This window comes from Schaalia hyovaginalis (assembly GCF_014208035.1).
Lineage (GTDB): Bacteria > Actinomycetota > Actinomycetes > Actinomycetales > Actinomycetaceae > Pauljensenia > Pauljensenia hyovaginalis.
Genome location: NZ_JACHMK010000001.1, coordinates 1,015,254 through 1,037,311, shown reverse-complemented (window position 1 = coordinate 1,037,311; position 22,058 = coordinate 1,015,254). Strand labels below are relative to the sequence as shown.

Annotated in this window: 24 protein-coding genes; 12 read left to right on the top strand and 12 right to left on the bottom strand. The window is 70.8% G+C overall.

From position 1 onward, the window contains the following. The first annotated feature begins 11 nt into the window (after positions 1-11). Positions 12-611: a GDSL-type esterase/lipase family protein gene (locus HD592_RS04445; protein ID WP_184452228.1), complete on the top strand. Its 600-nt coding sequence runs from the start codon at positions 12-14 to the stop codon at positions 609-611. 63 nt (positions 612-674) lie between these two features. On the opposite strand, the gene HD592_RS04440 is transcribed toward HD592_RS04445, so the two are convergent. From HD592_RS04440 to HD592_RS04430, 3 genes are read right to left on the bottom strand one after another with little or no spacing between them, the layout of a single operon-like run. Next, complete coding sequence (locus HD592_RS04440; protein WP_184452226.1) at positions 675-1,454, bottom strand: ABC transporter permease; 780 nt, start codon at positions 1,452-1,454, stop codon at positions 675-677. Next, positions 1,451-2,242, bottom strand: coding sequence for an ABC-2 family transporter permease (locus HD592_RS04435; RefSeq protein ID WP_184452224.1), 792 nt, complete (start codon positions 2,240-2,242; stop codon positions 1,451-1,453). The genes HD592_RS04440 and HD592_RS04435 overlap by 4 nt, the downstream gene beginning before the upstream one ends. Further along, positions 2,239-3,192 carry an ABC transporter ATP-binding protein gene (locus HD592_RS04430; RefSeq protein WP_246429982.1) on the bottom strand — a complete coding sequence of 318 codons (954 nt, stop codon included), beginning with the start codon at positions 3,190-3,192 and terminating at the stop codon, positions 2,239-2,241. The genes HD592_RS04435 and HD592_RS04430 overlap by 4 nt, the downstream gene beginning before the upstream one ends. A gap of 130 nt (positions 3,193-3,322) precedes the next feature. Between HD592_RS04430 and HD592_RS04425 the strand changes: the two genes are divergently transcribed. Then, positions 3,323-4,645 (top strand): histidine kinase, encoded by a 1,323-nt coding sequence (locus HD592_RS04425; protein WP_184452220.1) that lies wholly within the window; start codon positions 3,323-3,325, stop codon positions 4,643-4,645. Beyond that, positions 4,642-5,343, top strand: a complete 702-nt coding sequence (locus HD592_RS04420; RefSeq protein ID WP_184452218.1) for a response regulator — start codon at positions 4,642-4,644, stop codon at positions 5,341-5,343. The genes HD592_RS04425 and HD592_RS04420 overlap by 4 nt, the downstream gene beginning before the upstream one ends. 139 nt (positions 5,344-5,482) lie before the next feature. Here HD592_RS04420 and HD592_RS12585 read toward each other — a convergent pair whose 3' ends face one another. The 3 genes from HD592_RS12585 to HD592_RS04410 form a co-directional block, all read right to left on the bottom strand. Further along, positions 5,483-5,557: a 50S ribosomal protein bL37 gene (locus HD592_RS12585; protein WP_407822404.1), complete on the bottom strand. Its 75-nt coding sequence runs from the start codon at positions 5,555-5,557 to the stop codon at positions 5,483-5,485. A gap of 89 nt (positions 5,558-5,646) precedes the next feature. Next, a complete protein-coding gene (locus HD592_RS04415; RefSeq protein ID WP_184452216.1) occupies positions 5,647-5,958 on the bottom strand; it encodes an anti-sigma factor in 312 nt (103 codons plus the stop codon). Next, positions 5,951-6,565: a sigma-70 family RNA polymerase sigma factor gene (locus HD592_RS04410; RefSeq protein WP_184452214.1), complete on the bottom strand. Its 615-nt coding sequence runs from the start codon at positions 6,563-6,565 to the stop codon at positions 5,951-5,953. Before HD592_RS04410 ends, HD592_RS04415 begins: the two co-directional genes overlap by 8 nt. A gap of 144 nt (positions 6,566-6,709) precedes the next feature. Between HD592_RS04410 and HD592_RS04405 the strand changes: the two genes are divergently transcribed. Genes HD592_RS04405 through rsgA form a run of 3 tightly spaced genes read left to right on the top strand, consistent with a single transcriptional unit; the run spans position 6,710 to position 9,584 of the window. Next, on the top strand, positions 6,710-7,228 hold the full coding sequence (locus HD592_RS04405; RefSeq protein ID WP_184452212.1) for a DoxX family membrane protein: 519 nt from the start codon (positions 6,710-6,712) through the stop codon (positions 7,226-7,228). Next, positions 7,225-8,529 carry a 3-phosphoshikimate 1-carboxyvinyltransferase gene (gene aroA / locus HD592_RS04400; RefSeq protein WP_184452210.1) on the top strand — a complete coding sequence of 435 codons (1,305 nt, stop codon included), beginning with the start codon at positions 7,225-7,227 and terminating at the stop codon, positions 8,527-8,529. Before HD592_RS04405 ends, aroA begins: the two co-directional genes overlap by 4 nt. Next, on the top strand, positions 8,526-9,584 hold the full coding sequence (rsgA, locus tag HD592_RS04395; protein WP_184452208.1) for a ribosome small subunit-dependent GTPase A: 1,059 nt from the start codon (positions 8,526-8,528) through the stop codon (positions 9,582-9,584). The genes aroA and rsgA overlap by 4 nt, the downstream gene beginning before the upstream one ends. A gap of 102 nt (positions 9,585-9,686) precedes the next feature. Here the strand turns inward: rsgA and HD592_RS04390 are convergent, their stop codons facing one another. Beyond that, positions 9,687-11,504 carry a glycosyltransferase gene (locus HD592_RS04390; RefSeq protein ID WP_184452206.1) on the bottom strand — a complete coding sequence of 606 codons (1,818 nt, stop codon included), beginning with the start codon at positions 11,502-11,504 and terminating at the stop codon, positions 9,687-9,689. Positions 11,505-11,674: 170 nt separating this feature from the next. Here HD592_RS04390 and HD592_RS04385 point away from each other — a divergent pair, with 170 nt between their 5' ends. After that, on the top strand, positions 11,675-11,989 hold the full coding sequence (locus HD592_RS04385) for a hypothetical protein (RefSeq protein WP_184452204.1): 315 nt from the start codon (positions 11,675-11,677) through the stop codon (positions 11,987-11,989). A gap of 113 nt (positions 11,990-12,102) precedes the next feature. On the opposite strand, the gene HD592_RS04380 is transcribed toward HD592_RS04385, so the two are convergent. Further along, entirely contained in the window at positions 12,103-12,255 is a 153-nt protein-coding gene (locus HD592_RS04380) for a hypothetical protein (RefSeq protein ID WP_184452202.1), read from the bottom strand. A gap of 171 nt (positions 12,256-12,426) precedes the next feature. Between HD592_RS04380 and HD592_RS04375 the strand changes: the two genes are divergently transcribed. From HD592_RS04375 to HD592_RS12470, 4 genes are all read left to right on the top strand, one after another. Beyond that, complete coding sequence (locus HD592_RS04375; RefSeq protein WP_221437810.1) at positions 12,427-13,317, top strand: ABC transporter ATP-binding protein; 891 nt, start codon at positions 12,427-12,429, stop codon at positions 13,315-13,317. Between the two features lie 136 nt (positions 13,318-13,453). Then, positions 13,454-14,266, top strand: coding sequence for a histidinol-phosphatase (gene hisN, locus HD592_RS04370; protein WP_184452200.1), 813 nt, complete (start codon positions 13,454-13,456; stop codon positions 14,264-14,266). 68 nt (positions 14,267-14,334) lie between these two features. After that, positions 14,335-15,543 carry an exonuclease SbcCD subunit D gene (locus HD592_RS04365; protein ID WP_184452199.1) on the top strand — a complete coding sequence of 403 codons (1,209 nt, stop codon included), beginning with the start codon at positions 14,335-14,337 and terminating at the stop codon, positions 15,541-15,543. Further along, on the top strand, positions 15,540-18,596 hold the full coding sequence (locus tag HD592_RS12470; RefSeq protein ID WP_184452197.1) for an AAA family ATPase: 3,057 nt from the start codon (positions 15,540-15,542) through the stop codon (positions 18,594-18,596). The genes HD592_RS04365 and HD592_RS12470 overlap by 4 nt, the downstream gene beginning before the upstream one ends. Before the next feature lie 78 nt (positions 18,597-18,674). Here the strand turns inward: HD592_RS12470 and HD592_RS04355 are convergent, their stop codons facing one another. Genes HD592_RS04355 through HD592_RS04345 form a run of 3 tightly spaced genes read right to left on the bottom strand, consistent with a single transcriptional unit; the run spans position 18,675 to position 21,086 of the window. Beyond that, positions 18,675-19,136 carry a DUF6912 family protein gene (locus HD592_RS04355; RefSeq protein ID WP_184452195.1) on the bottom strand — a complete coding sequence of 154 codons (462 nt, stop codon included), beginning with the start codon at positions 19,134-19,136 and terminating at the stop codon, positions 18,675-18,677. Between the two features lie 4 nt (positions 19,137-19,140). Beyond that, positions 19,141-20,460: a CpaE/TadZ family protein gene (locus HD592_RS04350; protein ID WP_184452193.1), complete on the bottom strand. Its 1,320-nt coding sequence runs from the start codon at positions 20,458-20,460 to the stop codon at positions 19,141-19,143. Next, positions 20,457-21,086 (bottom strand): hypothetical protein, encoded by a 630-nt coding sequence (locus HD592_RS04345; protein WP_184452191.1) that lies wholly within the window; start codon positions 21,084-21,086, stop codon positions 20,457-20,459. The genes HD592_RS04350 and HD592_RS04345 overlap by 4 nt, the downstream gene beginning before the upstream one ends. A 144-nt stretch (positions 21,087-21,230) precedes the next feature. On the opposite strand from HD592_RS04345, the gene HD592_RS04340 reads away from it, so the two are divergent. After that, positions 21,231-21,443 carry a helix-turn-helix domain-containing protein gene (locus tag HD592_RS04340; RefSeq protein ID WP_154478262.1) on the top strand — a complete coding sequence of 71 codons (213 nt, stop codon included), beginning with the start codon at positions 21,231-21,233 and terminating at the stop codon, positions 21,441-21,443. 22 nt (positions 21,444-21,465) lie between these two features. On the opposite strand, the gene HD592_RS04335 is transcribed toward HD592_RS04340, so the two are convergent. Beyond that, positions 21,466-22,032: a hypothetical protein gene (locus HD592_RS04335; protein WP_184452189.1), complete on the bottom strand. Its 567-nt coding sequence runs from the start codon at positions 22,030-22,032 to the stop codon at positions 21,466-21,468. Between the last annotated feature and the right edge of the window lie 26 nt (positions 22,033-22,058).

The following is a 22,058-nucleotide window of genomic DNA, read 5'->3' as shown; positions in this document are numbered from 1 at the left end:
AGGGGGGCGCCATGCGCTTGGCCGTCATCGGCGACGAACTGGTCGCCGGGACCGGGGATTCGCGCGGTCTGGGCTGGGTCGGACGTGTTCTGGCACGCTCGGAGTTCACCGATCCGCCCACCCTCATGCCCCTGCCCTGGCCGGGTGAGACGACCCGGGAGCTGTCCGCGCGCTGGGAGGGCGAAGCGGCGGCGCGCCTCGCGCAGGGCGGCCCTCGGGGCCTGATCGTCGGCATCGGCGCCGCCGACGTCACCGCGGGCACGAGTTCAGCGCGCTCCCGCCTCAACCTCGCCAATATCACGGATCGCGCGACGACCCTGGGGATCCCCTGCTTCGTCGTGGGCCCGCCTCCCCTGGCGGGGGCGGACTCGCAGGCGACGAAGGAGCTGTCGCGCTCGTGCGCGGAGGTCTGCCTCAGGCGCGGACTGCCCTTCGTCGACCTGTACGCGCCGCTCGTCACGCACGATCAATGGTTCGAGGACATGGCCGCCTCGAGGGCCCGCACGGAATCTGGCGTGACCCTTCCGGGCCAATCCGGCTACGCCCTCATGGCCTGGCTCGTCCTGCACTCGGGGTGGTACGAATGGACGGGAGCGGCCCCGCGCGAGTGAGGGGCCCGGCGCCCCGCCCTCGCCCCCCGAACGCGGGGCGCCGCCCTAACGCCTGAGCGACCCTCAGCCGCGCTTGGGACCGCCCACCAGGGCGAGGAGCCCCCAGCACACGAGGCTCGAGGCCGCGCTACCGGCGAGGACCGGGGCGATGCCCGCCCAATCGAGGCTTCCCGCATCGGAAAGGGCCGAGGAGCCGAGGGTGAGGGCGCTGGTGAGCAGGGAGGGCGGCCAGAGGAACGCCGCGATGAGCCCCTTGCCGAGCATGCCGACGCCGACGACCGCGCCCACGAGGCCTGCGGCCGGGGAGGCGATGAACACGGGCAGGCGCGAGGCGACGGCGGACTGGAGGGCGATCAGGGGGAGTGCCGCGAGGACGCTGATCGCATTGGCGCCGACGAAGGCGAGGGGCATCGTCCCGTCGATCTCGAAGAGGAAGGTCCCGACGGCCCAGGTGAGTCCTGTGAAGACGACTTGGGCGAAGGCGAAGGGCACGAGGACGACCAGGCTCTTCGCCCCCACGAGCGCCCAACGCGGGTGCCCGGAGGAGGCAACGAGGTTCCACGTGCTCGTCCGATGCTCGGGGCGCCACACCGCGGCGGCGAGGAGACTGATCGTCAGGGTCGCGAAGACGAGTCCGTAGAAGAGGGTCGTCTGGCTCGTGTAGGCCACCCACGTGGCCTCCAGGTGAGCTCCGGCGTTCTGCGAGAAGTTGATCGCGCCCGTGGCGACCGCCATCGCGGGGATGAGGGCGGCGAGGAACCAGGCCGGGCTGCGGCGCAGTTTGAGGAGCTCTGCTCCGACGAGGGAGGCCGGCCGGGCGCCGGCGCGGGGAACGGGGGTCATTGGGTCACCTGCTTGCGATCGAATCGGGCGCAGACGGCGAAGAAGACGACTGCGATGAGGATGAGGTATCCGGCGATCCAGGGCCATTCGGGCTCGACGAGGACGACGCGGGCCGCCCCCGCCCCCTCGTAGACCATGGAGGTCCGCGAGATCATCGCCCAGTAGCCCCAGGGCAGGAGGCGGGCGACGCCGGAGGGGAAGAGGAACATGTAGAAGGCGACGAGGGAGCCGATGAATCCGATGCCGACGCTCACGACCTGGTTGTCGACGGCCGCAGACAGGAGGATGTGGAGGGCCGCGAGCGCGAGGTCGACGCCGATGAGGCACGCCGTGTACCCCGCCCACACGCCCGCGTCGAGGGGCTGGACGCATCCGAGGGCCTTGACGATCCCGACGAAGCCGAGGCTCTGGATGCTGACGCCCGTCGCCACGAGCAGGGCGAGGAGGGCGAACTTGATGCGGCACAGGCGCCCGATGCCGACCCCCTGGGCGGCGTGGAAGGTCCAGCCGCGCCCCGAATGCTCGACGTCGACGAGGCGCGAGGAGACGAACGAGATGAGGATCGGCGAGATGAGGCTGTTCATGATCGTGTAGGACATGAGGAGGCTCTGCCAGATGTCCGGTTCGAGCAGGCGCGCCCGTTCGGAGGGGCGCAGCGGCAGGGAGAGCATGTAGCCGACTGCGATGCACACGGCGATGACGAGGGGCAGTCGAAGACGCCGGCTCTTGGCGGCTTCCGAGGCGAAGAGGGCCCGCCCGGAGGGCAGGGCACGCGTCGAAGCGCTCATCGCAGTCCGCCCTCCGCTCCGGTGAGGTCCATGAAGACCTCCTCGAGGGTGCGCCCGGCGCGCCGGGCCTCGTACACCTCGACACCGGCGAGGGCGAGGCGGCGCAGGAGCTCCGCCCCGCCCTCGCGCGTGAGATCGGCCAGCCGGACGCCCTCGTCCTCGTCGGGCACGATTCGCCCGCCCAGACCCGCGAGCATCGCGGGGTCTGCGACTAAGACGGGGTCGGAGGAGACGATGACGAGATCGGGGATGGAGCGGGACATGAGTTCGGCGCGAGTGCCCTGGAAGACGAGCCGCCCCTGGGAGAGGATGCCCAGGACGGTGCAGGTGCGGTCGATCTCATCGAGGAGGTGGCTGGACACCATGATCGTCACCCCCTCATCGGCGAGGCCCCTCAAGAGGGCCCGCATGTCCTCGATGCCCGCGGGGTCCAGGCCGTTGGTCGGTTCGTCGAGGACGAGGAGATCGGGGCGGTGGGCGAGCGCCATGGCGATGCCGAGGCGCTGCTTCATGCCGAGGGAGTACGCCTTGACGAGCTTGCGGCGGTGCTCGGACAGGGAGACGAGGTCGAAGGCGCGGTCGATATCCGCGTCGCTCAGGCCGCGCAGGCGCTGGACGATCCTGAGGTTCTCCTCGCCGGTGAGGTGCCCGTAGCCGGGCGGCTGCTCGATCATCGACCCGGTGCGGGCCATGAGGGCGGGCAGGGTGCGCCTGTCGACGCGTCCGCCGAATGCCTCGACGTGCCCGGAGCTCGGGTTGAGGAGGCCGAGGAGCATCTTCATCGTCGTCGACTTGCCGGAGCCGTTGGGGCCGATGAAGCCGTAGACCGCGCCCCTCGGGATCGTCAGATCGAGGGAGTCGACGACGGTCCTGCCGCCGAAGGCCTTCGTCAGGCCGTGAGTGGTCAGTGCGGGGGCGCCGATTCGCGGCGCTGCGTCGTGTTCGTTCATGCCTCCCATCCAAGACGCCCGGCCGGCGCGGGTCATCGGACGGGGGTCTGATCTTCGCCCTCCCCTTTCTGCGCGCTTCTCATACCGGGGGATGAGGAGAGCGGGTGCACGAGGGGCTAGCGTAAGGGGCGTGCCCCTGCCCCGCCTCCCCCGCCTGCGCACCGCGGACCTCGTGACCGCGTGCCTCTTCGCCTTCGTCACCGCGGCGAATCCGCGCGCCTTCATGCCCGACGGCACCTCGATCGCCGCAGCCCTCGGCTCGACGGGGGCCATCGGCTGCCTGTTCTGGGGCTTCACCCTCACGTGCTGCGCCGCGACCGCGGTGCGCACGAGGCGGCCGCTGCTCAGCGTGATCGCCGTCGAAGCGGCCCTGGCCGCCCATCTGCTCCTCTTCGACTCCCTGTCGGTCCTGGCGGTCGCGAGCTGCCTCGTCGCGGCCGAGACCATCGGCTCGAGGATCTCCCGCCCGTGGTCCTGGGGCCTGCTCGCGGTCATGGCCCTCGGCTCGGCGGCGACGGTGCTGCGCATCTCCCCGCTGTTCAACGAGGAGGTGGAGACGTGGTCCAGGCTCATGTTCGTCCTCGTCACCGCCTGGTCCCTCATCGGAGCCGCCTACCTGTGGGGCCTGAACCGCAGACGCGCGCGGGACCGCGTGGAGCAGATGATCGCCCGGGCCGAAGAACTCGCCGTTCACGCCCAGGAGACCGCCGCTCACGCGGAGGACCGCAGGCGCCTGGCGGTCATCGAGGAGCGCCAGCGGATTGCGCGCGACGTGCACGACGTCCTCGGCCACTCCCTGGCGGTGATCGGGATGCAGGCCGAGGGCGCGAAGGCCGTGCTCGGGAACGACCCGGCGCGGGCAGAAGCGGCCCTGACGACCATCGGGGAGATGAGCCGGGTCGGCGTCGACGATGTGCGGCGCCTGGTCGACGTGCTGAGGGATGACGCGCCCGGGACGGCCCCCGATCCGCGCTCTTCGACCGGGGCGGACGCCGGATGCGAAGAGGAGGGGGCTCTCTCCGCCTCCCCTCCCCCGGCGCCGCGGAACGGGCTCGCCGAGCTCATCGTCCTGGCGGAGGCCCTCCGCTCGGCGGGCCGCGAGGTGATCCTCCGCATCGGGGCCTCAGCGCCGATCCCGGCTGTTGCGGAAGACGCCGTCTCGGGGATCCTCCGGGAGGCCCTCTCGAACGCGGCGAGGCACGGCGCTGACCCGATCATCGTCGATCTGCGCGTCGACGATGCCGGGATCGAGCTGTCCGTCTTCTCCGAAGAGAAACGATCCCCCGGGGCCTGCGCACCCGCTGCGAGGGCCGGGGCGGGCCTGGAGACGATGCGCGAGCGCGCGGAATCCCTGGGCGGGTCGCTCCACGCGGGGCGCGGCAGCGATGGCCGTTGGCTCGTTCACGCCCGTCTTCCCGTCCCGGGCCCGGCGACGGCGGGGGTGAGGGGATGATCCGTATCGGAATGGCCGACGACGAGCCGCTCTTCTCCGCCGGACTGGCGATGCTCCTCGACGCCCAGGAGGGCATGGAGGTCGCCTGGCAGGCGCGCGACGGCGGCGAGGCGCTCGAGTTCGCCGCCCGGACGCCCGTCGACGTCCTCCTCCTCGACGTGCAGATGCCCGTCTGCGACGGATTGGAGGCGACCCGGGGCGTCGTCGCCAGGGGCCTTCCGGGCAGGATCGTCATCCTCACGACCTTCGACACCGAGGGCTACGTCCTCGGCGCCATCGAGGCGGGGGCCTCGGGATTCCTCCTGAAGAACACTCCCCCGGCCGTCCTCATCGATGCGATCCGCACCGTCGCCTCCGGCGACTCCGTGATCTCGCCCGGGCCGACCCGTCGTCTCATCCGGGCGATGCGGGAAGCTCCCCCTTCGAGCACCGGAAGCTCGGCCCGGGTGCGGGCCGCCGGGGGCGAGGCCCCCTCCGAGGACCTCACCGAACGGGAGCTGGAGGTCCTGAGCCTCATCGCTCAGGGCTTGACGAATCAGGAGATGTGCGACCGGCTGTGGGTGTCGATGCCGACCATCAAGACGCACGTCTCGCATCTGCTCCTCAAGACCGGGGCGCGGGATCGCGTCCAGCTCGTCCTGTACGCCCTGCGCACCGGCGTCGTGGATCTCGATGCGCTCCTGATCGGCAGGCCCTGACCCCTGGCGCCTGTTGCGGGCGTGGCGCAGAAGCGGGACGAAGGGCGCCAAAGGAGAGGAGCGGCGATCCGACGGGCTGGGCCGGATATGCGAAGACCCGGCGACAAGGGTCACCGGGTCCTGCGCGATCCTCTTCGGCTCAGGCGTTCGGACGCTTGCCGTGGTTCGCGCCGCGCTTGCGACGATCGCGACGCTTGCGGCCCCTCTTCGACATTTCGATCTCCCATCGGTCGGATTCAACCCGGACAGTGTCCCACATATCGCGACCCGAGGCCAACAGCCCGCGCCCCGCGGCGACGCACATCACTGGAAGGATTCCGCGCCCGCGCCTTCGGGCATCGCGCTCAAGCGGGCGAGGATCCTCTCTTCGAGGTCGCTCGGCCCGGCCTCCGCCAGGCAGGAGCGCACGAGACCCCGCAGGTGCCTCTCGGCCTCAAGCGCGTCCGCGCAATCCGGGCAGCCCCGCGCGTGCGCGAGGAGCAGGAGGCGCTGAGACGAAGAAACGCCCTCGAGCTCCCCGGAATCGAACAGCGCCGCCGCATCCTGGCACTCCTCGCAATCGACGATGTCCTCGAGCGCCGCACGGAGCTGCTCGCAGGGGTTCGCGTCACTCATCGCCGTCTCCTCCGATCCCGTACTCCCCGGCCAGGCCCGCCAGCGATCGCCGCAGATTCGCCCGCGCCCGATGGAGGCGCGACATCACCGTTCCGAGCGGGATGCCCAATGCGGACGCGATCTCCCTGTAGCTCAGGGAATCGACATCGGCCAGCACCAGGACCGCCCGCTGGTCCTCGCTGAGCGAGAAGATCGCCGAACGTATCGCCTCGGCGGGCATGCGGGCGAGCGCCTCCACCTCGGCGGACTTGAGGCCGATCGGATCGTGGGAGGCCGCTTCGACGAGCTGCCAATCCTCCAGGCCCTCGTCCGAGGCGATGAGCGGTCCTCGTTTCTCCTTGCGGTACGCCGAGATGAAGGCGTTCGTGAGGATCCTGTACAGCCATGCGCGGATGTTCGTCCCCTCCTCGAAGGTCTCGAACCTCGAGAACGCCCTGAGGAAGGTCTCCTGCACGAGGTCCTCGGCGTTGTGGGGGTCGCGCGTCATCGTGAGCGCCGCCGCATACAGCTTGCGGGCGTGCGGGAGCGCTTCGCGGGCGAAGCGCTCCCGCAGCGCGCCGCGGCCGTCCCCGGGCGAGGCTCCCCCGTCCTGACTGATCTCCTTCATCGCGCTTCAGCCTAGCGCCCGTCCCGCGGCGGTTCACGGTCAGCGGATCCCTCATGCCCCGTGAACGCCCCGGCCCGCGCCCCTATTCCGCGCACGCGCGCGTTGTGGTCGACGAAACAGCCCCGGGGGCTCGACAATGGAGGCATGAACATCCTGAGAACCGTTGCGCGCCCGCTCCTGGCCGCCCCCTTCATCCACGACGGGATCTCCGCGCTGCTCAACCCCGCCGATCACGTCGCCAGGGCCTCCTTCGTCCTCCCGATCGCCGAGCGCATCGCCCCCGGGGCCGGGCTCGAGGAAGAGGATCTTCGCCTGATGACCCGCGTTCTCGGGGCCGCGTCGATCGCGGCGGGCGTCGCCTTCGCCACCGGCCGGGCACCGCGGACCTCCGCGGCCCTCCTCGCCGGGATCGGTCTTCCCATGGCGCTCGTCAACGCCCCCGTGTGGAGGGGCGAGAACCGCGAGGAGCGCGTCGCCCTCGCCTCCGAACTCGCGCGCCGCCTCGCCCTCGTCGGCGGCCTGGCGATCGCCTCGACGGACCGCGTCGGCGAGCCTTCGGTCGCATGGAGGATGTCGAACCGGAAGGTGCAGCGCGAGCGCATCGCGGCGGTGCGTGAAATCGAGCGACGCCGCTGCGCCCCGCGCGCGGAAGCGGCTCGATGACGCACTGGACGGCGCCGGCATCCCAGGGCCCGATCCGCGCGACCGTGCGCCTGCCGGGCTCGAAGTCCCTGTCGGCGCGCGCCCTGCACCTCGCGGCGATCGCGAGCGGCCCCTCCCGCCTTCACGGCGTCCTCGACTCGCGCGACACGCGCCTGTTCGCCGCGGGCCTGGAAGCCCTGGGGGCCGTGCTCTCCCCCGTCGGCCGCGATCCGCTCAGCGTGACGCCCCTCGACGGCGAGCGCGAGGGGAGCGCGAGCATCGACTGCGGCCTCGCGGGCACGGTCATGCGCTTCCTTCCCCCCCTCGCCGCCCTCTCGGCGGCCCCGGCCCGCTTCGACGGGGACAGTGCCGCCCGTGAACGCCCCCTCGCCCCCCTCCTCGCCGCCCTCGAGGACCTCGGGGCGCGCATCTCCTTCGAAGGCGCCCCCGGGCGCCTCCCCTTCACGATCCGAGGGCCGCTGCGCGTCCCGGAGTGCGGATGGGTCGAAGTGGACGCTGGGGAGTCCTCGCAGTTCCTCTCCGCCCTCCTCCTCACCGTTCCGCTGCTCGACGCGCCCCTGGAGGTGCGCGCCCCCGGGCGCCTGGTCTCCGCGCCCCACATCGAGATGACCGTAGCCGCCCTCGTGCGCCGCGGCTGCCGGATCGAGAGGATCGCCGCCGAACCGCACTCCGCCTGGCGCGTCGAACCGGGCCGGCCCGCCCCCCTTGACGAGGTCATCGAGCCGGATCTGTCGAACGCCGGGCCCTTCCTCGCTGCGGCGATGGTCTGCGGAGGCGAAGTGAGGATTCCCGACTGGCCCGAAGCGACGACGCAGGCGGGCGACGCCTGGAGGCGCATCCTCACCGCGATGGGGGCGCGCTGCGAACGCGAAGGGGCCGGGCTCGTCCTGCGCGGCCCCGAGGCCGATGCCCTGACGGGGATCGACATCGACATGTCCGACATCGGGGAGCTCGCGCCCTCACTGGCGGCGATCTGCGCCTGCGCGAAGACCCCCTCGCGACTGCGGGGCATCGCCCACCTCCGCGGTCACGAGACCGACCGCCTCAAGGCCCTCGCAAGCGGATTGCGCGCCGCGGGCGCGCGGGTCGTCGAGCACGATGACGGACTCGAGATCGCCCCCGGCCCCCTGAAGCCCGCCGCGCACCGCGCGTGGGGCGATCACCGGATGGCGACCTTCGCCGCGATCCTCGGCCTTCGCGCTCCGGGGACGACCCTCGACGACGTGGCGGCGACCTCGAAGACCCTCCCCGATTTCCCCGAGCTCTGGCGGGCGTGCGTGTCATCCGGGAGGAGCGCATGAGGCGCGATATCGGAACCGATGATCCGCGCGTCAAGGTCCGGGCGGGCAAGTCCTCGCGTCCGCGCACCAAGGTCCGTCCCGATTGGTCGCGCGAGCCGCTCGCCCGCGTCATCGGCGTCGATCGCGGCCGCTACACGCTTCGCCTCGAGGAGTCGGAGGTCCGCGTCTTCGCCGTCCGCGCGAAGGAGCTGCGCCGCGGTTCGGTCATCATGGGCGACCTCGTGCGCGCCACGGGCGATCTGTCGGGCCGCCACGACACCTTGGCCCGGATCGTCGCCGTCGAGGAGCGCGCCTCGGTCCTGCGCCGCTCCTTGGAGGACGCGCCCGACGCGAAGGGCGAGAAGGCGATCGTGGCGAACGCGGAGATCATGTGCATCGTCGTGGCCCTGGCGGATCCCCCGCCGCGCACGGGCATGATCGACCGCTGCCTCGTCGCGGCCTACGAGGCCGGTCTGGAGCCCCTGCTGTGCCTCACCAAGGCCGACCTCGCCTCCCCCGACGGGCTCCTCGACGCCTATTCCCCCTTCGGCCTGCGCACGATCGTCACACGTTCGGACGCGCCCGGGGAGGGGCTCGAGGACCTGCGCGGGGCTTTGAAGGACCGCTTCTCCGTCCTCGTCGGCCATTCGGGCGTGGGCAAGTCGACCCTCATCAATGCGCTGGTGCCGGACGCGAATCGCGCCGTCGGGCACGTCAACGAGGTGACGGGCCGGGGGCGCCACACCTCGACCTCCTCGCAGGCCTTCGAGCTTCCCGAGGGCGGCTGGATCGTCGACACGCCCGGCGTCCGCTCCTTCGGCCTGGGCCACGTGGAGGTGTCGGACGTCCTCGGCGTCTTCCCGGAGGTCGATGAGGCGACCCGGTTCTGCCTCCCGCTGTGCTCCCATGCGGCCGAGGAGCCGAGCTGCGCGATCGACGCCTGGATCCGCGGAGACGCCCCCTGCGCTGCGGCGGATCCCGCTGAGAGCGCGCGCAGGTCCGCCCTCGCGGCTTCGGTTCGGCGCCTCCTCGAGGCCGTGGCGACCGCCGAGGCCTCGGCGAAAGCGGCCCGCTGACCCCGCGCCCGCGGGCGCCCCACTGCTGCGGGCGCTGAATCCCGGCGGCGGGGCGCGATCACCCGGCGGGCCCCGATCCGAACGGGCTCAAGCCGACGGGCTCTACCGGAACCAGACGATCCTGCCGACGTTCTGATACAGGGCCTTGCGAAGGGACGCGGGTACCAGACGGTAGCCGCCGCGGACCGCGACGTTGCGCGCCCACCGCAGCGGTCCGATGAGGCCGCGCTCCACGAGGAGGCGCTGGAGCGCCATCTCGGATCGGAACATGGACGCCCCGCCGCGGCGCGTGTAGGCGCCGTCGCCGATCCGGTAGAGGACGAGAGGCTGCTGGATGTTGCAGCACGCGGCGCCCCCTAAGACCATTCGGGCGAAGAGCCAGTAGTCCTCCATGCGGTCGACGTGCTCATAGCCCCCGGCCTTCGCGACCGCGCTCTTCGTGTAGACGACGGTCGGATGGTTGAAGGGATCGCGCACGGTGATCGTCTCGCGGATCTCGCGCGCTTCGAGCGGCATGCGCCGGACCAGGCCGGTCTCGGCCTCATCGGCGTCGAACTCGGCAATCGCCGAGCCGATGAGTTCGAACCCCTCCTCGATGAGCGGCAGCTGCATGGCGAAGCGATGCGGGAGGGAGACGTCGTCGGCGTCGACTCGGGCGACGACCTCGTAGGGGCAGGCTTCGAGGCCCTTGTTGAGGGCGTTCGCCAGCCCCCGGTTCTCGGCGATGCGGACGACCTCGACCGGGACTCCCCCGGTGAGATCCTCGCGCGCCCCCGACTGGCAGTCGGACAGGATCTCGTTAATCCTCGCGTCGACCGGCCCGTCGGCCACGATGAGGAGCAGGGACGCCTTGCGCGTCTGGTCGGCGCCGACCGATCGCAAGGAGCGCTCGAAGTACTCGGGGGCGTCCCCCGCCCACACGGGCAGCAGGACCGCGAAATCGACGGGGCCCTGGGCCCTCCTCGGCGGGATCCGCGTGGCGGCCCCCGCTTCGAGGACCGCGGCCTGGCGGCCGACGGGCGTGTTCCAGAGAACCTCAGCGGTCGGCCGGGGCGTCCTCGACCCCCTGACGATCCCCTCGCGCAGGTCGCGGAGCCTCTCGCGGCGCTGCGCGGACTTCGCGATCATCCGGATCCACCGCAAGGCGGTGGCCGGGCCGAAGACGAGGGTGTCCACCGGGCTGAAGGCCCTGGAGCGGGTGAAGGCCCAGACCTTGTTGCGCACCTCGTTGACGAAGCGCGGTCCCGGATCGACGTCCGTGGAGTTGGCGAAGGCGTTCGTCCGGTGCTCGACTCTGGCCGCATCGACGTAGAGCCCCACGCGCCTGCGCAGCAGGCGCGCCGTGTACTCGAAATCGTCGTTCCAGAGGAAGTAATCGGCAACGGGCAGGCCCTCCTCGCGAATCGCGCGCGCGTCGATGAGGATCGCGACGAAGGAGGCCGTGCGGATCTGCCGGGCCCCCGCGATCGCCGCGCGCCGGCGCAGGAGCGGGTCGACGAGGAAGCGCTCGCGCAGCGTGTTCATGGGGTGCTCGCGGCCGTCGATCCAATCGGCGCGGCAGGCGAGGACCGCCGGTTGACCGGGGTAGTCCCTGTGCGCGCGGCACAGCTCCGCCAGGGCGGTCGGCGAGGGGACGGTGTCGTCGTCCATGAGCCACACGAATTCGGCGCCGCGCGCGATCGCCCGCGCGATTCCGACGGCGAAACCGCCGGCCCCGCCGATGTTGCGCTCCATCGGCACGACGTCGGTGACGACGCGGTGCCCGCGCGCGACCTGGGCGGACTCGTCCGAGGAGGCGTTATCGACGACGATGACGTCATCGAGTCGCCGTGTCTGGGCCGCGAGCGCGTCGAGCGTGTCGCGCAACATCGTGGCCCGGTTGAAGGCAACGACGACCGCCGCGATCGAAGCATGGGTCATGCGTTCATGAGTATCCATTCGGGCCGCGGATTCGTCGCACAACGCGGTTTTTCGGACGTGCGCCCCGATTCGCAACCGTTCCGTGATCGCTTCCCTTTCCGGGAGCGCGGGGCCCTCCCGCGTATAATCGCCGGAGGTTCCGTCGTCGGGAAGGGGCCCTGTTCGCTCCTATGGTTACTCGTGTCCTCCCGCCCCTGGCCTCCTCCCGTTTCGAGGTCGTCGGCGTCTCCTGGGAGCGCGTCCTCCTGCGCATCGACGTCCGCATGGCGCCCCGGGCTCGGGCGCATGACGAGGCTCCGCGCGCTCCGGACGACGAGCTGGACGTGGATCCGGTCGTGGAAGCCGCCCCTGCGGCTTTCGGCCTCCGACGCGAGTGCGACGCCCTCCGCCCCGTCGAAGCGCATCGGGTCGATCCCGATACATGGCACCTCACGATCAATGTGACGAACTTCGAGCAGCGCAAGCCCCTTCCGGATGCGACGTGACGGATCGCGGCCTTCGACGGCGAGGGCTGGCACCGCGTCGGATGCGACTTCGCCCTGCTGGGCTCCCTCGACGATGCCTCCCGGCCCTTCCTCCACGATGCGAACCGCCGCGCCTACGTGGTCGAACCGGGGATCGGAGCGCTCGAACCCGAGTTCGTCCTGCGCGTCTTCTCCTTCGTCCGCCCGCCCGCCGGCTCCGCGCTTCGGACGAGGGCGGGGCTCTTCGCCGCCGGGGCCTGGAGGGCCGTGAAGCGCTCCTGCCTCATCGCGGCCTATCGCGCCTCGATCGCGCTCCACCCGGATCGGGGCGGGACGATCCTCTTCGCCTCCGAGGCCCGCCCCGGCCTTCAGGGGAATCTGCGGACGATCCGCGACCGGATGTCGAGCGGGACCTCGACGAGCGCTTCGAGTTCCTCTACTCCTTCCGCACCGAGGCGATGTCGGATCGCAAGTCCGCCCTCAGGCTCGCCTGGCTCATGGGATCGGCGGGGACGATCATCGTCAACGACTACTTCGTCCTCCTCGATTCCTTCCCCGTCGACGGGAATCACACGATCATCGAGGCGTGGCACGCCGGATCGGGGTTCAAGGACGTCGGCTATTCACGCTTCGGGAAGTGGGGGTCGCCGAACCTCACGAACGCCCACCGCCACTACACCTATGCGATCTGCGGATCCGAGCCCCTGCGCGACGTGTCCTTCACCGTGGAACCGGGGGAGGCCATCGGCGTGGTCGGCCGCAACGGCTCGGGCAAGTCCACGCTGCTCAAGCTCGTCGCGGGCGTCATGATCCCCGACGAGGGCACGATCGAGGTGCGCGAGGCGACCGCGCCGCTCATCGAGATCACCGGGGGCTTCGTCCCCGAGCTCACCGGGAGGGAGAACATCTCCTTGTCCGCGGGCCTGCACGGGATGAGCCCGAAGGAGATCGCGGAGCGATTCGACGAGATCGTCGAGTTCTCCGGCGTCGGGGAGTTCCTCGACACGCCCTTCCGCCACTACTCCTCGGGGATGAAGGTCCGTCTCGCCTTCTCCGTGATCTCGAGCCTGGACGCGCCGATCCTCATGGTCGATGAGGTCCTGGCCGTCGGCGACCAGGCCTTCAAGGACAAGTGCTACGCGCGGATCCAGGAGCGCCTCGATCAGGGCTGCACCCTCTTCCTCGTCTCCCACTCGGCGAAGGACCTCAAGCGCTTCTGCACGCGGGGCCTGTACCTCAAGGGCGGGAGCCTCGTTCACGACGGCCCGATCACCGAGGTGATGGCCCGATACGAGGGCGACACCCTGGACAGGGGGGGAAGTGAGCGGACCGCCCTCGCCCGCCCGTGATCGCCTTCTCGGCGCCCTTCGCGGGCAGTCGGCCGCCGCGTCGAGCGTTTGCCGATCCGGCTCCGGCTCCTCGCGATCTGCGGCGTCATCGGCGCTTGCGCGAGGGCAGCGGGCCCGGAGGCGCTAGCGTGAGGGCATGAACACCGCGCCGTACAACGACGATCTTCGGCTCGCCCACGTCCTGGCGGACCAGGCCGACAGCATCTCCCTCGCGCGCTTCGGCGCATCGGACCTCGTGGTGGAGGCGAAACCGGATCTCACGCCCGTGACCGACGCCGATCGCGCGGTCGAGGACGCCTTGCGCAAGCAGTTGTCGCACGCGCGCTCGCGGGACGCGATCCTCGGTGAGGAGCGCGGCGTTTCGGGGCGCTCCTCGCGCCAGTGGATCATCGATCCGATCGACGCCACCAAGAACTTCGTCCGCGGGGTTCCGGTCTGGGCGACGCTCATCGCCCTGGTGGAGAACGGGGAAGTCGTCGTCGGAGTCGTCTCGGCTCCGGCGCTCAAACGCCGCTGGTGGGCGGCGAAGGGGCAGGGCGCCTGGACGGGCACCTCCCTGTTCACGGGCAGGCGCATCTCGGTCTCCGGCGTCGCGAGGGTCGAGGACGCCTCGCTCTCCTACTCCTCCCTCGACGGGTGGCTGCACGCCGATCGCGGATCGCAGTTCCTCAGGCTCCAGTCGGCGTTCTGGCGGACTCGCGCCTACGGGGATTTCTGGTCCTACATGCTGGTCGCCGAGGGCGCGGTCGATTGCGCGATGGAGCCCGAGCTCGAGGTGTACGACATGGCCGCGCTCGTCCCGATCGTCGTCGAGGCCGGCGGGCGCTTCACGTCCTTGGACGGCCAGGACGGCCCCTGGGGCGGATGCGCGCTGGCGACGAACGGCCTCGTGCACGACGAGGTGCTCGCGGCCCTCGATTGGCCCTCGCGCGAGCGCGCGGAGGACTGAGCGCGCTGCAGCCGGGCCGGCGCATGCGCGGTGCGGCAAATGCCCATGGCTTGGGCGACACTTGGGGCATGCGGATTCTCCACACTTCGGATTGGCACATCGGTCGGACCCTCCACGGCGCCGACCTCGCCCGATCCGTTGACGCCTTCTTCGCCCAGCTGCTCGAAGCCGTCGAGGAGCGCGCGGTCGACCTCGTGCTCATCAGCGGCGATCTCTTCGATCGCGCGGTCCCTCCCGTGGAGGCGATCTCGCAGACGAACGCCCTTCTCGAGCGCCTCACCGGGCGTGCCAGGGTCATCATCACCTCGGGGAATCATGACGGCCCGGCCAGGCTCGGGCTCTTCGCGAAGCTATTGTCGGATCGTCTCGTCGTCGTGACCGACCCCGAGACGATCGGCACGGCGGTCGAATGCGGGGACCCGGACGACGGCTGCCTCGTCTACCCGATCCCCTATCTCGAACCCGACCTGGTCCGCCATGTCCTGGCCGATCCTCCGTCCTCGGAATCGGAGCGGCCCGATCCGCTCCCGCGCTCCCACGAGGCGGTCGTGTCCGCGGCCCTGCGCAGGGTCCGATGCGATCTCGTGCGGCGTCGCGGCCTCGGCGATGCCCGGCCCGCGGTCCTCATGGTCCACGCATTCCTCACCGGGGGGACCGCTTCGGATTCCGAGCGCGACATCGAGGTCGGCGGGGCATGCGCGGTCCCCGCGGCCGTCTTCGACGCCCTCGGCGGCGAGGAGCCCGTCGACCTCGGGGTCGTCTACGTCGCGGCGGGTCACCTCCATCGTCCTCAGGAGATCCGCGGGGCCTCCATGCCGATCCGCTTCTCCGGCTCGCCGATCGCCTATTCGTTCTCGGAGGCGGGCGCGGACAAGTCGATGGTCCTCATCGACACAGGCTCCGCGCCCGTGACCCCCGAGCTCATCACCCTTCGCGCGCATCGCCCGGTCGTCCGCCTCCAAGGATTCATGGACGACCTCCTGGCCTCCCCCGATCCTCAAGCGCCTCGCGCCTACTGCTCGATCAGCGTGCTCGACGCCGCCCGGCCGGAGAACATGATCGCGCGTCTGCGCGAGGTGTACCCCCATGCGCTCGTCATCCAGCACCTCGGCTCCGCCGATCCCCAGAGCGCCCCCCGAGCCGCTCGCAGCGACCGGGAGCCCTCCGAGGTCGCCTCCGAGTTCTTCGCGACGGTCGGCGGGCGTGCGCTCAACGATGAAGAGGCCGCCGTTCTCGACGGCATGTGGGCCCGCATCCGCATCGGGAGGACCAAGTGAAGCTCCACCGCCTCGCCTTCACCGCGATCGGCCCCTTCGCCGGCACTGAAGTCATCGATTTCACCGCTTTCGACGATTCGGGCCTCTTCCTCCTGGAAGGGCCCACGGGGGCCGGCAAGTCGACGCTCATCGATGCGATCACCTTCGCCCTGTACGGCGACGTCGCGCGTCTGAAGGATTCCTCCAAGGACCGGCTGCGCTCCGATCTCGCGGCGCCCAGCGTGCACTCCGAGGTCGATCTCGTCTTCGAGGTCTCCTCGGGGATCTATCAGGTGCGCCGCTTCCCCTCCTACATTCCGAAGGGCCGCAAGAGCCCCAGAAATGAGCCCGTGACCCTCGTCAGGGTCGTGGAGGATCCGGACGCGCAGGACGGCTTCCGCACGGTCGGGGCCGTCGAGCGCGGTGCACGCCAGGTGGACCCCGCGATTCGCGACCTCGTCGGCTTGAGCAAGGAGCAGTTCCTCCAGACGGTGGTCCTCCCCCAGGGGAAGTTCGCAGAATTCTTGACGGCCTCCTCGAAGGACCGTGAAGCGGTGCTCTCCGATATCTTCGACACGCGCATCTACAGGGAGCTGCAGCGCGATCTCGTCGCCGCCGGAAGCAATTCGAAGGCCCTGGTCGCCGATGCGGAAGCGCGCTGCCTCAACGCCTTCCTCCACGTGATGTCCCAGGCCGGGGGCGGTGAGGACGATGCGCCCCCTGAGGCCGGCCTCGCCCTCGCCCAGGACGGCGAGCCCTCACGCCGGGCGGCCGCCGGCGTCGCGCGATCCGCGAGGGAGCGCGAAGCCGCGGCGCGGGCCGAGCTCCCCCGAGCCCAGGAGCGCCTCGACGGGGCCCGCGGCGCACTCAGTGCGGCTGAGGCCCTCAACGCCCTGATCGTCCGGCGCGCCGAGCTCGAGGTGAAGAAGGAGGCGCTTGAGAGCAGGACGGAGCGGGTCAACGCGGCGAGGGCGGCGCTCGCGCATTCGCGTTCAGCCGCCCCGATCATGCCCCTGCTCGATGCCGAGGAGAGGGCCCGCGAGCGCCATGCGAGTTCGGCCGCCGCTCTTGACGAGGCGATCGAAGCAACGCATCGCCTCGCCCCCGAGGTGCTTCTTCCCGAGGGCGCTCCCGATGCCCCATGGGCGGAGTCGGCGCGTCGGACGATACGGGAGTCATCCCTGCGAAGGACCGAGCGCCGCAGCGCGATCCGCGAGCTCCTCGGACTCGAAGCCGGGCTCGCCGCACGCCGCGATCAGGCGGATGAACTCGATGCGCTGATCGTGAAACGCGAAGAGGAGAGGCGCCGCATCGCCGAAGGACTCGAATCGATCCCCCTGGTGCTCGCTGAACTCGAGGCCCGGGAGCGCGCCCTTCGACTCGAGCGCACGAGCCTTGAAGGCGCCCCCGAACGCCTCAAGAGCCTCGCCCCGCGCGTGCAGGCGGCGGAATCACTCCCCGGCCTGCTCGAGCGCGTAGAAGAATGCGCTGCGGGTAGCGCCGCCGCCCGCACCGCCTCTCGCGAGGCCGCGGCGCGCGCCCACGAGGCCCACGAGGCCTGGCTCCGGCAGACGGGCGCCGTGCTCGCCGCCGAGCTCGAAGACGGCGAGGCCTGTCCCGTCTGCGGTTCGACTGCGCATCCGGCGCCCGCGGCCCCCATCGACACGGCGCTGCTCACCAGAGCCGATCTCAAGGCCCTGGACCATGCGCGCGATGAGGCGGACGCCGCACTCGGCGAAGCGAATCGCCGCGAGGCCGAGGCGAGGAGCGAAGCCGCATCGGCCTCGGAACGCGCGGGAGCGCCGGCCGAGGAACTCGCGCGACTCGCGGCGGACGCCGAGGCCGACTCCGCGCGTCTGAACGCGATCGATGAGCGTCTGAGCAGCATCGCCGAGGAGCTCGCATCCCGGCGCGACGCGGTCGAGAAGCTGCGCCCCGAGCTCTCAGCGGTGAGCGAGCTCCTCGTCGAAGAGCGCACGCGCCTTCAGGCGCTCCGCGAGGGCATCGACGAGGACGCCGCGAGGTGCGCCGCCGCTCACGAGGGATTCGACTCGCTCAGCGATCTCGACGAGGGACTGTCGGGAGTGCTCGCTCAGCTCGAAGGCGCGAACGGGGCCATCGACGAATGGTCGCGCAGCGCCGAGGCGCGCGATACCGCGAGGGCTGATGCGGCCCGCGTTCTTGAGTCTTTGGGCCTCGCCGATTCCGAGGAGGGCCGGGCCGAGGCCAGGAGCAGGGTCCTCGATCCCCCACGCCTCACCGAGCTCGAAGCGCTGATCTCGAACTTCGAGGCCGAATCCGCTGCGGTCCGCGAGGCCCTCGCCTCCGAGCCGCTGCAAAACATCCGCGACGCGGAGCCCGTGGACACGGCGCCCCTTCAAGCGGCGCTCGCCGAGGCGCGCGGCCTGCAGGAACGGGTGAGCATCGAGTTCGGCAAGCTCTCGGAGGCCGCCGATTCCGCTCAGCGCGCCCTGGACGAGTTCCTGGCCGCGCGCGCCGACCTCGAGGCCGCGCGCGCCGAGGCCGGCCCTATCCGGCGTCTCGCGGGCATCGCGGACGCCTCCTCCAAGGAGAATCTCATGGCGACGCCGCTCGCCTCCTGGGTCCTCATCTCCCGCCTCGAAGAGGTTCTCGCGGCGGCGAATCCGCGCCTCCTCGCGATCTCCGCGGGGCGCTACGAATTGATCGGCGCTGCGGACGACGGCACGAGTTCGAGGCGCCTGGGATTGGGGCTCAAGATCCTCGACCACGAGACGGAGGAGGAGCGCGCGACACGGACCCTGTCGGGCGGCGAGACCTTCTACACCTCGCTCGCGCTCGCCCTCGGCCTCGCGGACGTCGTCGCGTCCCAAGCGGGCGGCATCGAACTGCGGACGATGTTCATCGACGAGGGATTCGGCTCCCTCGATTCGGCGACGCTCGACCTCGTCATGGCCCAGTTGCACGCCCTGCGCGATTCCGGGCGCACGGTCGGCGTGATCAGCCACGTCGATGAGATGGCCCGTCAGATCCCCGACCAGATCCGCGTCTTCCGGAAGGGGGAGCGCGGATCGACGCTCGCCCTGCGGGTGTGAGGGCGCCGGCCGGGTCGGGAACGGACCCGCTCAGGAGAAGGGCTGATCAGGAGGGGGAGCGGTCAGAAGAGGATCCGCTCAGGAGAGGGACCGGGCGATGAAGCGAGCCATCGATTCACGCTCGGAGACGTCGTACCAGCCGAGGGAGAACTCCCAGAGATCGGCGACGGCGGCGTCCGCCTCATCCTGCTCCTCGGCGTCGAGGACTCGTCGTACGGCAGGCGCAGCCTCAGGCTCATCGGAGAGGATCGCGGCGACCGCATCCCAGACGATCGCGAAGTCGCCGGCCTCCACGACCCCCTCCCCCTTCGGCTGCGGCGCGTTGACGTCCTGGGCGACCACCATGCGCAGCGGCCTCTCGCCCTCCTCTTCACGCATGAGCGAGAGCGCGAGAAGGGCCGCCTCGGTCTGGGCATCGTCCTCGAGGACCTCCACGCCCTCACGATCGCAGTCAGCCGGCGCAACGACGGTGAAGCCGCTGCGCGGACGGGGGGAGTCGTCGAGGAGTTCAGAAGGGAGGAGCGGAAGGTAGACGCGCATGCCCCTAGTGTTTCACACGCCGGCCACGACGTGTTCCCCGCGGAGCACGCGCCCCCGCCCCTCCGAGGCTTCGCGCCGCATCGGACAGCGCCTGCGCCGCGGGGGACTTCGGAGAGGCCGCGACAACGCTGCGCCCTTTGAGGAGCCCCTTCGCGACCATTGCGTCCTCGGGGATCAGGTGCGCGCTGCGCCCCGGGATGATCGCCTGCAGCGCCGCCCCGATCGCGCCGGAGGGCCTGGGACCCGTCGCCGCCGAGTCGACCCTGTTGATCACGATGCGCGGCTGCGCCGAGGCGCCCAGTTCCTCGAACCACGCGAGAGCGTGCGCGAGACGTGAGATCCCGAGGACGTCCGCCCTCGCCACGCAGAGGATCTCGTCGGCCCGCCGAAGGATCGCGGCGGTCGTGTCGTCCCGGTCGCCGATCTGCCGGGTCTCATCGGCCACTTCGTCGAGGCTCACCGCCGCGAGATCGACGACCACCCAGGGGCTCATGCGCGCGGCCGCCGTGACGATCGCGTCGAGGGCGGCGGGCCCGACCTCCCTCCACCTGTGAGGGGTGGTCAATCCGGTGAGTATCGAAAGATGATCCGTATAGGGGGTCAGCGCGCCCTCGAGGCCGAGGCCGTCGAGGGCCCCGCGCAGGGCGGCGCGGGAAAGCGCGGCGATGCCGGAGGAATCGACGGGGATCCCGGCCATGTGCGCGAGGGAGGGATTCCTCAGATCGCCGTCGATGAGGATCGTCGGAGAGTCTTCGGCGAGCGCGTGAGCGATTCCGAGGGCGAGCGTTGAGCGCCCCGGCGCGCCCGAGGTTCCCCATACGGCCACGATCCTCCCCTGCGGCCCTTCCGTCCCGGCCTTGTCCGAAGGCGGGGCATCAGGGCCGAGTCCGGCGTCAGAGCCGAGGTCGCGCGCCGGGCATGCGGCTTCTTCGAAGGGGTCGGGCGGCATGGAATCACTCGTCACCAGGCCGATCCCACCGCGAATGCGGGCCTCCAGCGCCTCGACGATCCCTTCGGCGTCGTCCTTTAGCGCGAGCGCGTCGGCTCCCAGGCTGCGCGCCTGCGCCCGAGTCGACGCATCGACGAGCAGGACGACACCGGCTCCGCCGATGCGGAGCTCTTCGATCACGAGGGCGTCGAGGTCGGGCTCGGCCGCGCGAAGAACGACGAGGTCGGCGATTCCGGCCCGTACTGCCGCTCGGACTTCGGGAAGGTCCGCGCATCTGCGCACCACCTTCAGATCGGCCCGCGCGTCGACGGCTTGAACGATGCGGCCCTCGTCCTCGGGATCGGCGAGGAGGGCCACGGAGTGCCGCGGGCTCATGCCGGACCGATCGGCACGGCTGCGAGGACTCCCCGACCGCTCATGGCGTCGAGCACATTCGGCAGATCCGAGGATTCGACGAGGACTTCGATCCTCGAAGCGCTCCTCGTCAATGACGAGTCGGACTCGAGGATCTTCACGAGTGTGACGGAGGCGGCGATCCTGACGGATCCGGGGCGCCCCTCCTCGTGACGCTCATCGACCGGCAGGGACCACAGCTCGAGCGCATCCCCGGGTGAGGCGCTCGAGGGCAGGCCCTCGGCGACCGCGATGACGAGTCTGCGCGTGCGCGAATCCGCTTCCGTGGTGACCGCCGATTCCGCGAGGAGCTCCTGAGCCCCCATCGAGTGCGCGGCGAGGGCGCCGTCGGGCAAGGCGCCCTCGAGGACGTAGGCGCTCGATTCGGTCCGGGCGTCGACGATCTCGATGTTCGTTTCGTCGAGCCTCTCGCCGATCGCGATCGCCCTCGTCGTCCGGTACACGGCCTCGCCGGCGCGCGCATCGGCGACGAGCCATGCGCAGGCGAGAACGGACAGGGCGATCAGTGCAATGCCGCCGAGGAATCGCGGGTCGCGCCGCAGTCGGCGCGGTGCGGATACGCGCAGAACGCTTCTTCGAGTTCTCACGGGGTCAATATTGATCGAAATGCGCGCCTCGCGCCGACATTCCACAACGTGAATTCCCGGTAGGCTCGATCGGGGCGAACGCGCACCATCCACACCCAACGCGCCCATACGGCGCGGACTTCGACGAAGTGGGATAATCGGATCATGAGCCCTCGATTCCTCACCCTGGCCGATGTCGCCGAGACGCTGAACCTCACGATGTCGGCGACTCGTTCGCTCGTCTCCTCGGGGGAGCTGCCCGCGATTCAGGTGGGCGGCAAGAAGGTGTGGCGCGTCGAGGAGTCCGCTCTCGAGAAGTACATCGAGGACCAGTACGCCGCGACGCGCTCACGGATCGAGGAGAACCTCTCGGTCTGAGAGACGGGCCCGTCTCGCGGGCTCACATGTCGATGTAGCTCCTCACCCCCGCGGTCCGCACGTACCTGATCCCGCTGTGGGCGAGGCCGAAGCGGCCGCCCGGACTCCGATCGCGCGAGTCGATGACGGTCTCGGGGGCGTTGGCCTCCATGTCGAAGTGATCGGCGAAGACGCCTAGGATCACTCCCGCGTGGCGTCCGGCGTCGTGGTCGACGACGACCGGCATCCTCTCGTTCGCGAGCGCGCGCAGGACGGAGGAGATCGCGATGCCCGCGGTCGCGCGCGAGCAGTCCGCGCTCATCCCGAGGGGGCTCGCCGCGACGATCGCGCTCAGGGGGATCAGCGCGTCCCCGAGATCGTCGCGAAGGAGGATCCAGCCCTTCCGCGCGCGCACGAGCAGGCCTTCGAGGGGTTCGCCTCCGCGCACGATGACGCGCAGGGCCTCGCCTTCGCGCGCGGCGATCCGATCGGCGAGGGCGAGGGCGACGCGCTCGGCCTGCGCGAGTTCATCGACCAGGGCATCGGCATCGGCGCGCCGTCGCGCGTCGAACTCGGATTCTAGGGAGCGCAGGAAGAGGTCGAGGTCCACGGGTACAGAGTGCCACTGAGAAGACC

Excerpts from the sequence above, each read along its gene's own strand:
- HD592_RS04390 (WP_184452206.1), bottom strand. The coding sequence starts at position 11,504 with ATGACCCATGCTTCGATCGCGGCGGTCGTCGTTGCCTTCAACCGGGCC.
- HD592_RS04445 (WP_184452228.1), top strand. The coding sequence starts at position 12 with ATGCGCTTGGCCGTCATCGGCGACGAACTGGTCGCCGGGACCGGGGAT.
- HD592_RS04340 (WP_154478262.1), top strand. The coding sequence starts at position 21,231 with ATGAGCCCTCGATTCCTCACCCTGGCCGATGTCGCCGAGACGCTGAAC.
- HD592_RS04385 (WP_184452204.1), top strand. The coding sequence starts at position 11,675 with ATGGTTACTCGTGTCCTCCCGCCCCTGGCCTCCTCCCGTTTCGAGGTC.
- HD592_RS04440 (WP_184452226.1), bottom strand. The coding sequence starts at position 1,454 with ATGACCCCCGTTCCCCGCGCCGGCGCCCGGCCGGCCTCCCTCGTCGGA.
- rsgA (WP_184452208.1), top strand. The coding sequence starts at position 8,526 with ATGAGGCGCGATATCGGAACCGATGATCCGCGCGTCAAGGTCCGGGCG.
- HD592_RS04405 (WP_184452212.1), top strand. The coding sequence starts at position 6,710 with ATGAACATCCTGAGAACCGTTGCGCGCCCGCTCCTGGCCGCCCCCTTC.
- HD592_RS04365 (WP_184452199.1), top strand. The coding sequence starts at position 14,335 with ATGCGGATTCTCCACACTTCGGATTGGCACATCGGTCGGACCCTCCAC.
- HD592_RS04350 (WP_184452193.1), bottom strand. The coding sequence starts at position 20,460 with ATGAGCCCGCGGCACTCCGTGGCCCTCCTCGCCGATCCCGAGGACGAG.
- HD592_RS04355 (WP_184452195.1), bottom strand. The coding sequence starts at position 19,136 with ATGCGCGTCTACCTTCCGCTCCTCCCTTCTGAACTCCTCGACGACTCC.
- HD592_RS04375 (WP_221437810.1), top strand. The coding sequence starts at position 12,427 with ATGTCGGATCGCAAGTCCGCCCTCAGGCTCGCCTGGCTCATGGGATCG.
- HD592_RS04435 (WP_184452224.1), bottom strand. The coding sequence starts at position 2,242 with ATGAGCGCTTCGACGCGTGCCCTGCCCTCCGGGCGGGCCCTCTTCGCC.
- HD592_RS04380 (WP_184452202.1), bottom strand. The coding sequence starts at position 12,255 with ATGAGGCAGGAGCGCTTCACGGCCCTCCAGGCCCCGGCGGCGAAGAGC.
- aroA (WP_184452210.1), top strand. The coding sequence starts at position 7,225 with ATGACGCACTGGACGGCGCCGGCATCCCAGGGCCCGATCCGCGCGACC.
- HD592_RS04420 (WP_184452218.1), top strand. The coding sequence starts at position 4,642 with ATGATCCGTATCGGAATGGCCGACGACGAGCCGCTCTTCTCCGCCGGA.
- HD592_RS04410 (WP_184452214.1), bottom strand. The coding sequence starts at position 6,565 with ATGAAGGAGATCAGTCAGGACGGGGGAGCCTCGCCCGGGGACGGCCGC.
- HD592_RS04430 (WP_246429982.1), bottom strand. The coding sequence starts at position 3,192 with ATGAACGAACACGACGCAGCGCCGCGAATCGGCGCCCCCGCACTGACC.
- HD592_RS04415 (WP_184452216.1), bottom strand. The coding sequence starts at position 5,958 with ATGAGTGACGCGAACCCCTGCGAGCAGCTCCGTGCGGCGCTCGAGGAC.
- hisN (WP_184452200.1), top strand. The coding sequence starts at position 13,454 with ATGAACACCGCGCCGTACAACGACGATCTTCGGCTCGCCCACGTCCTG.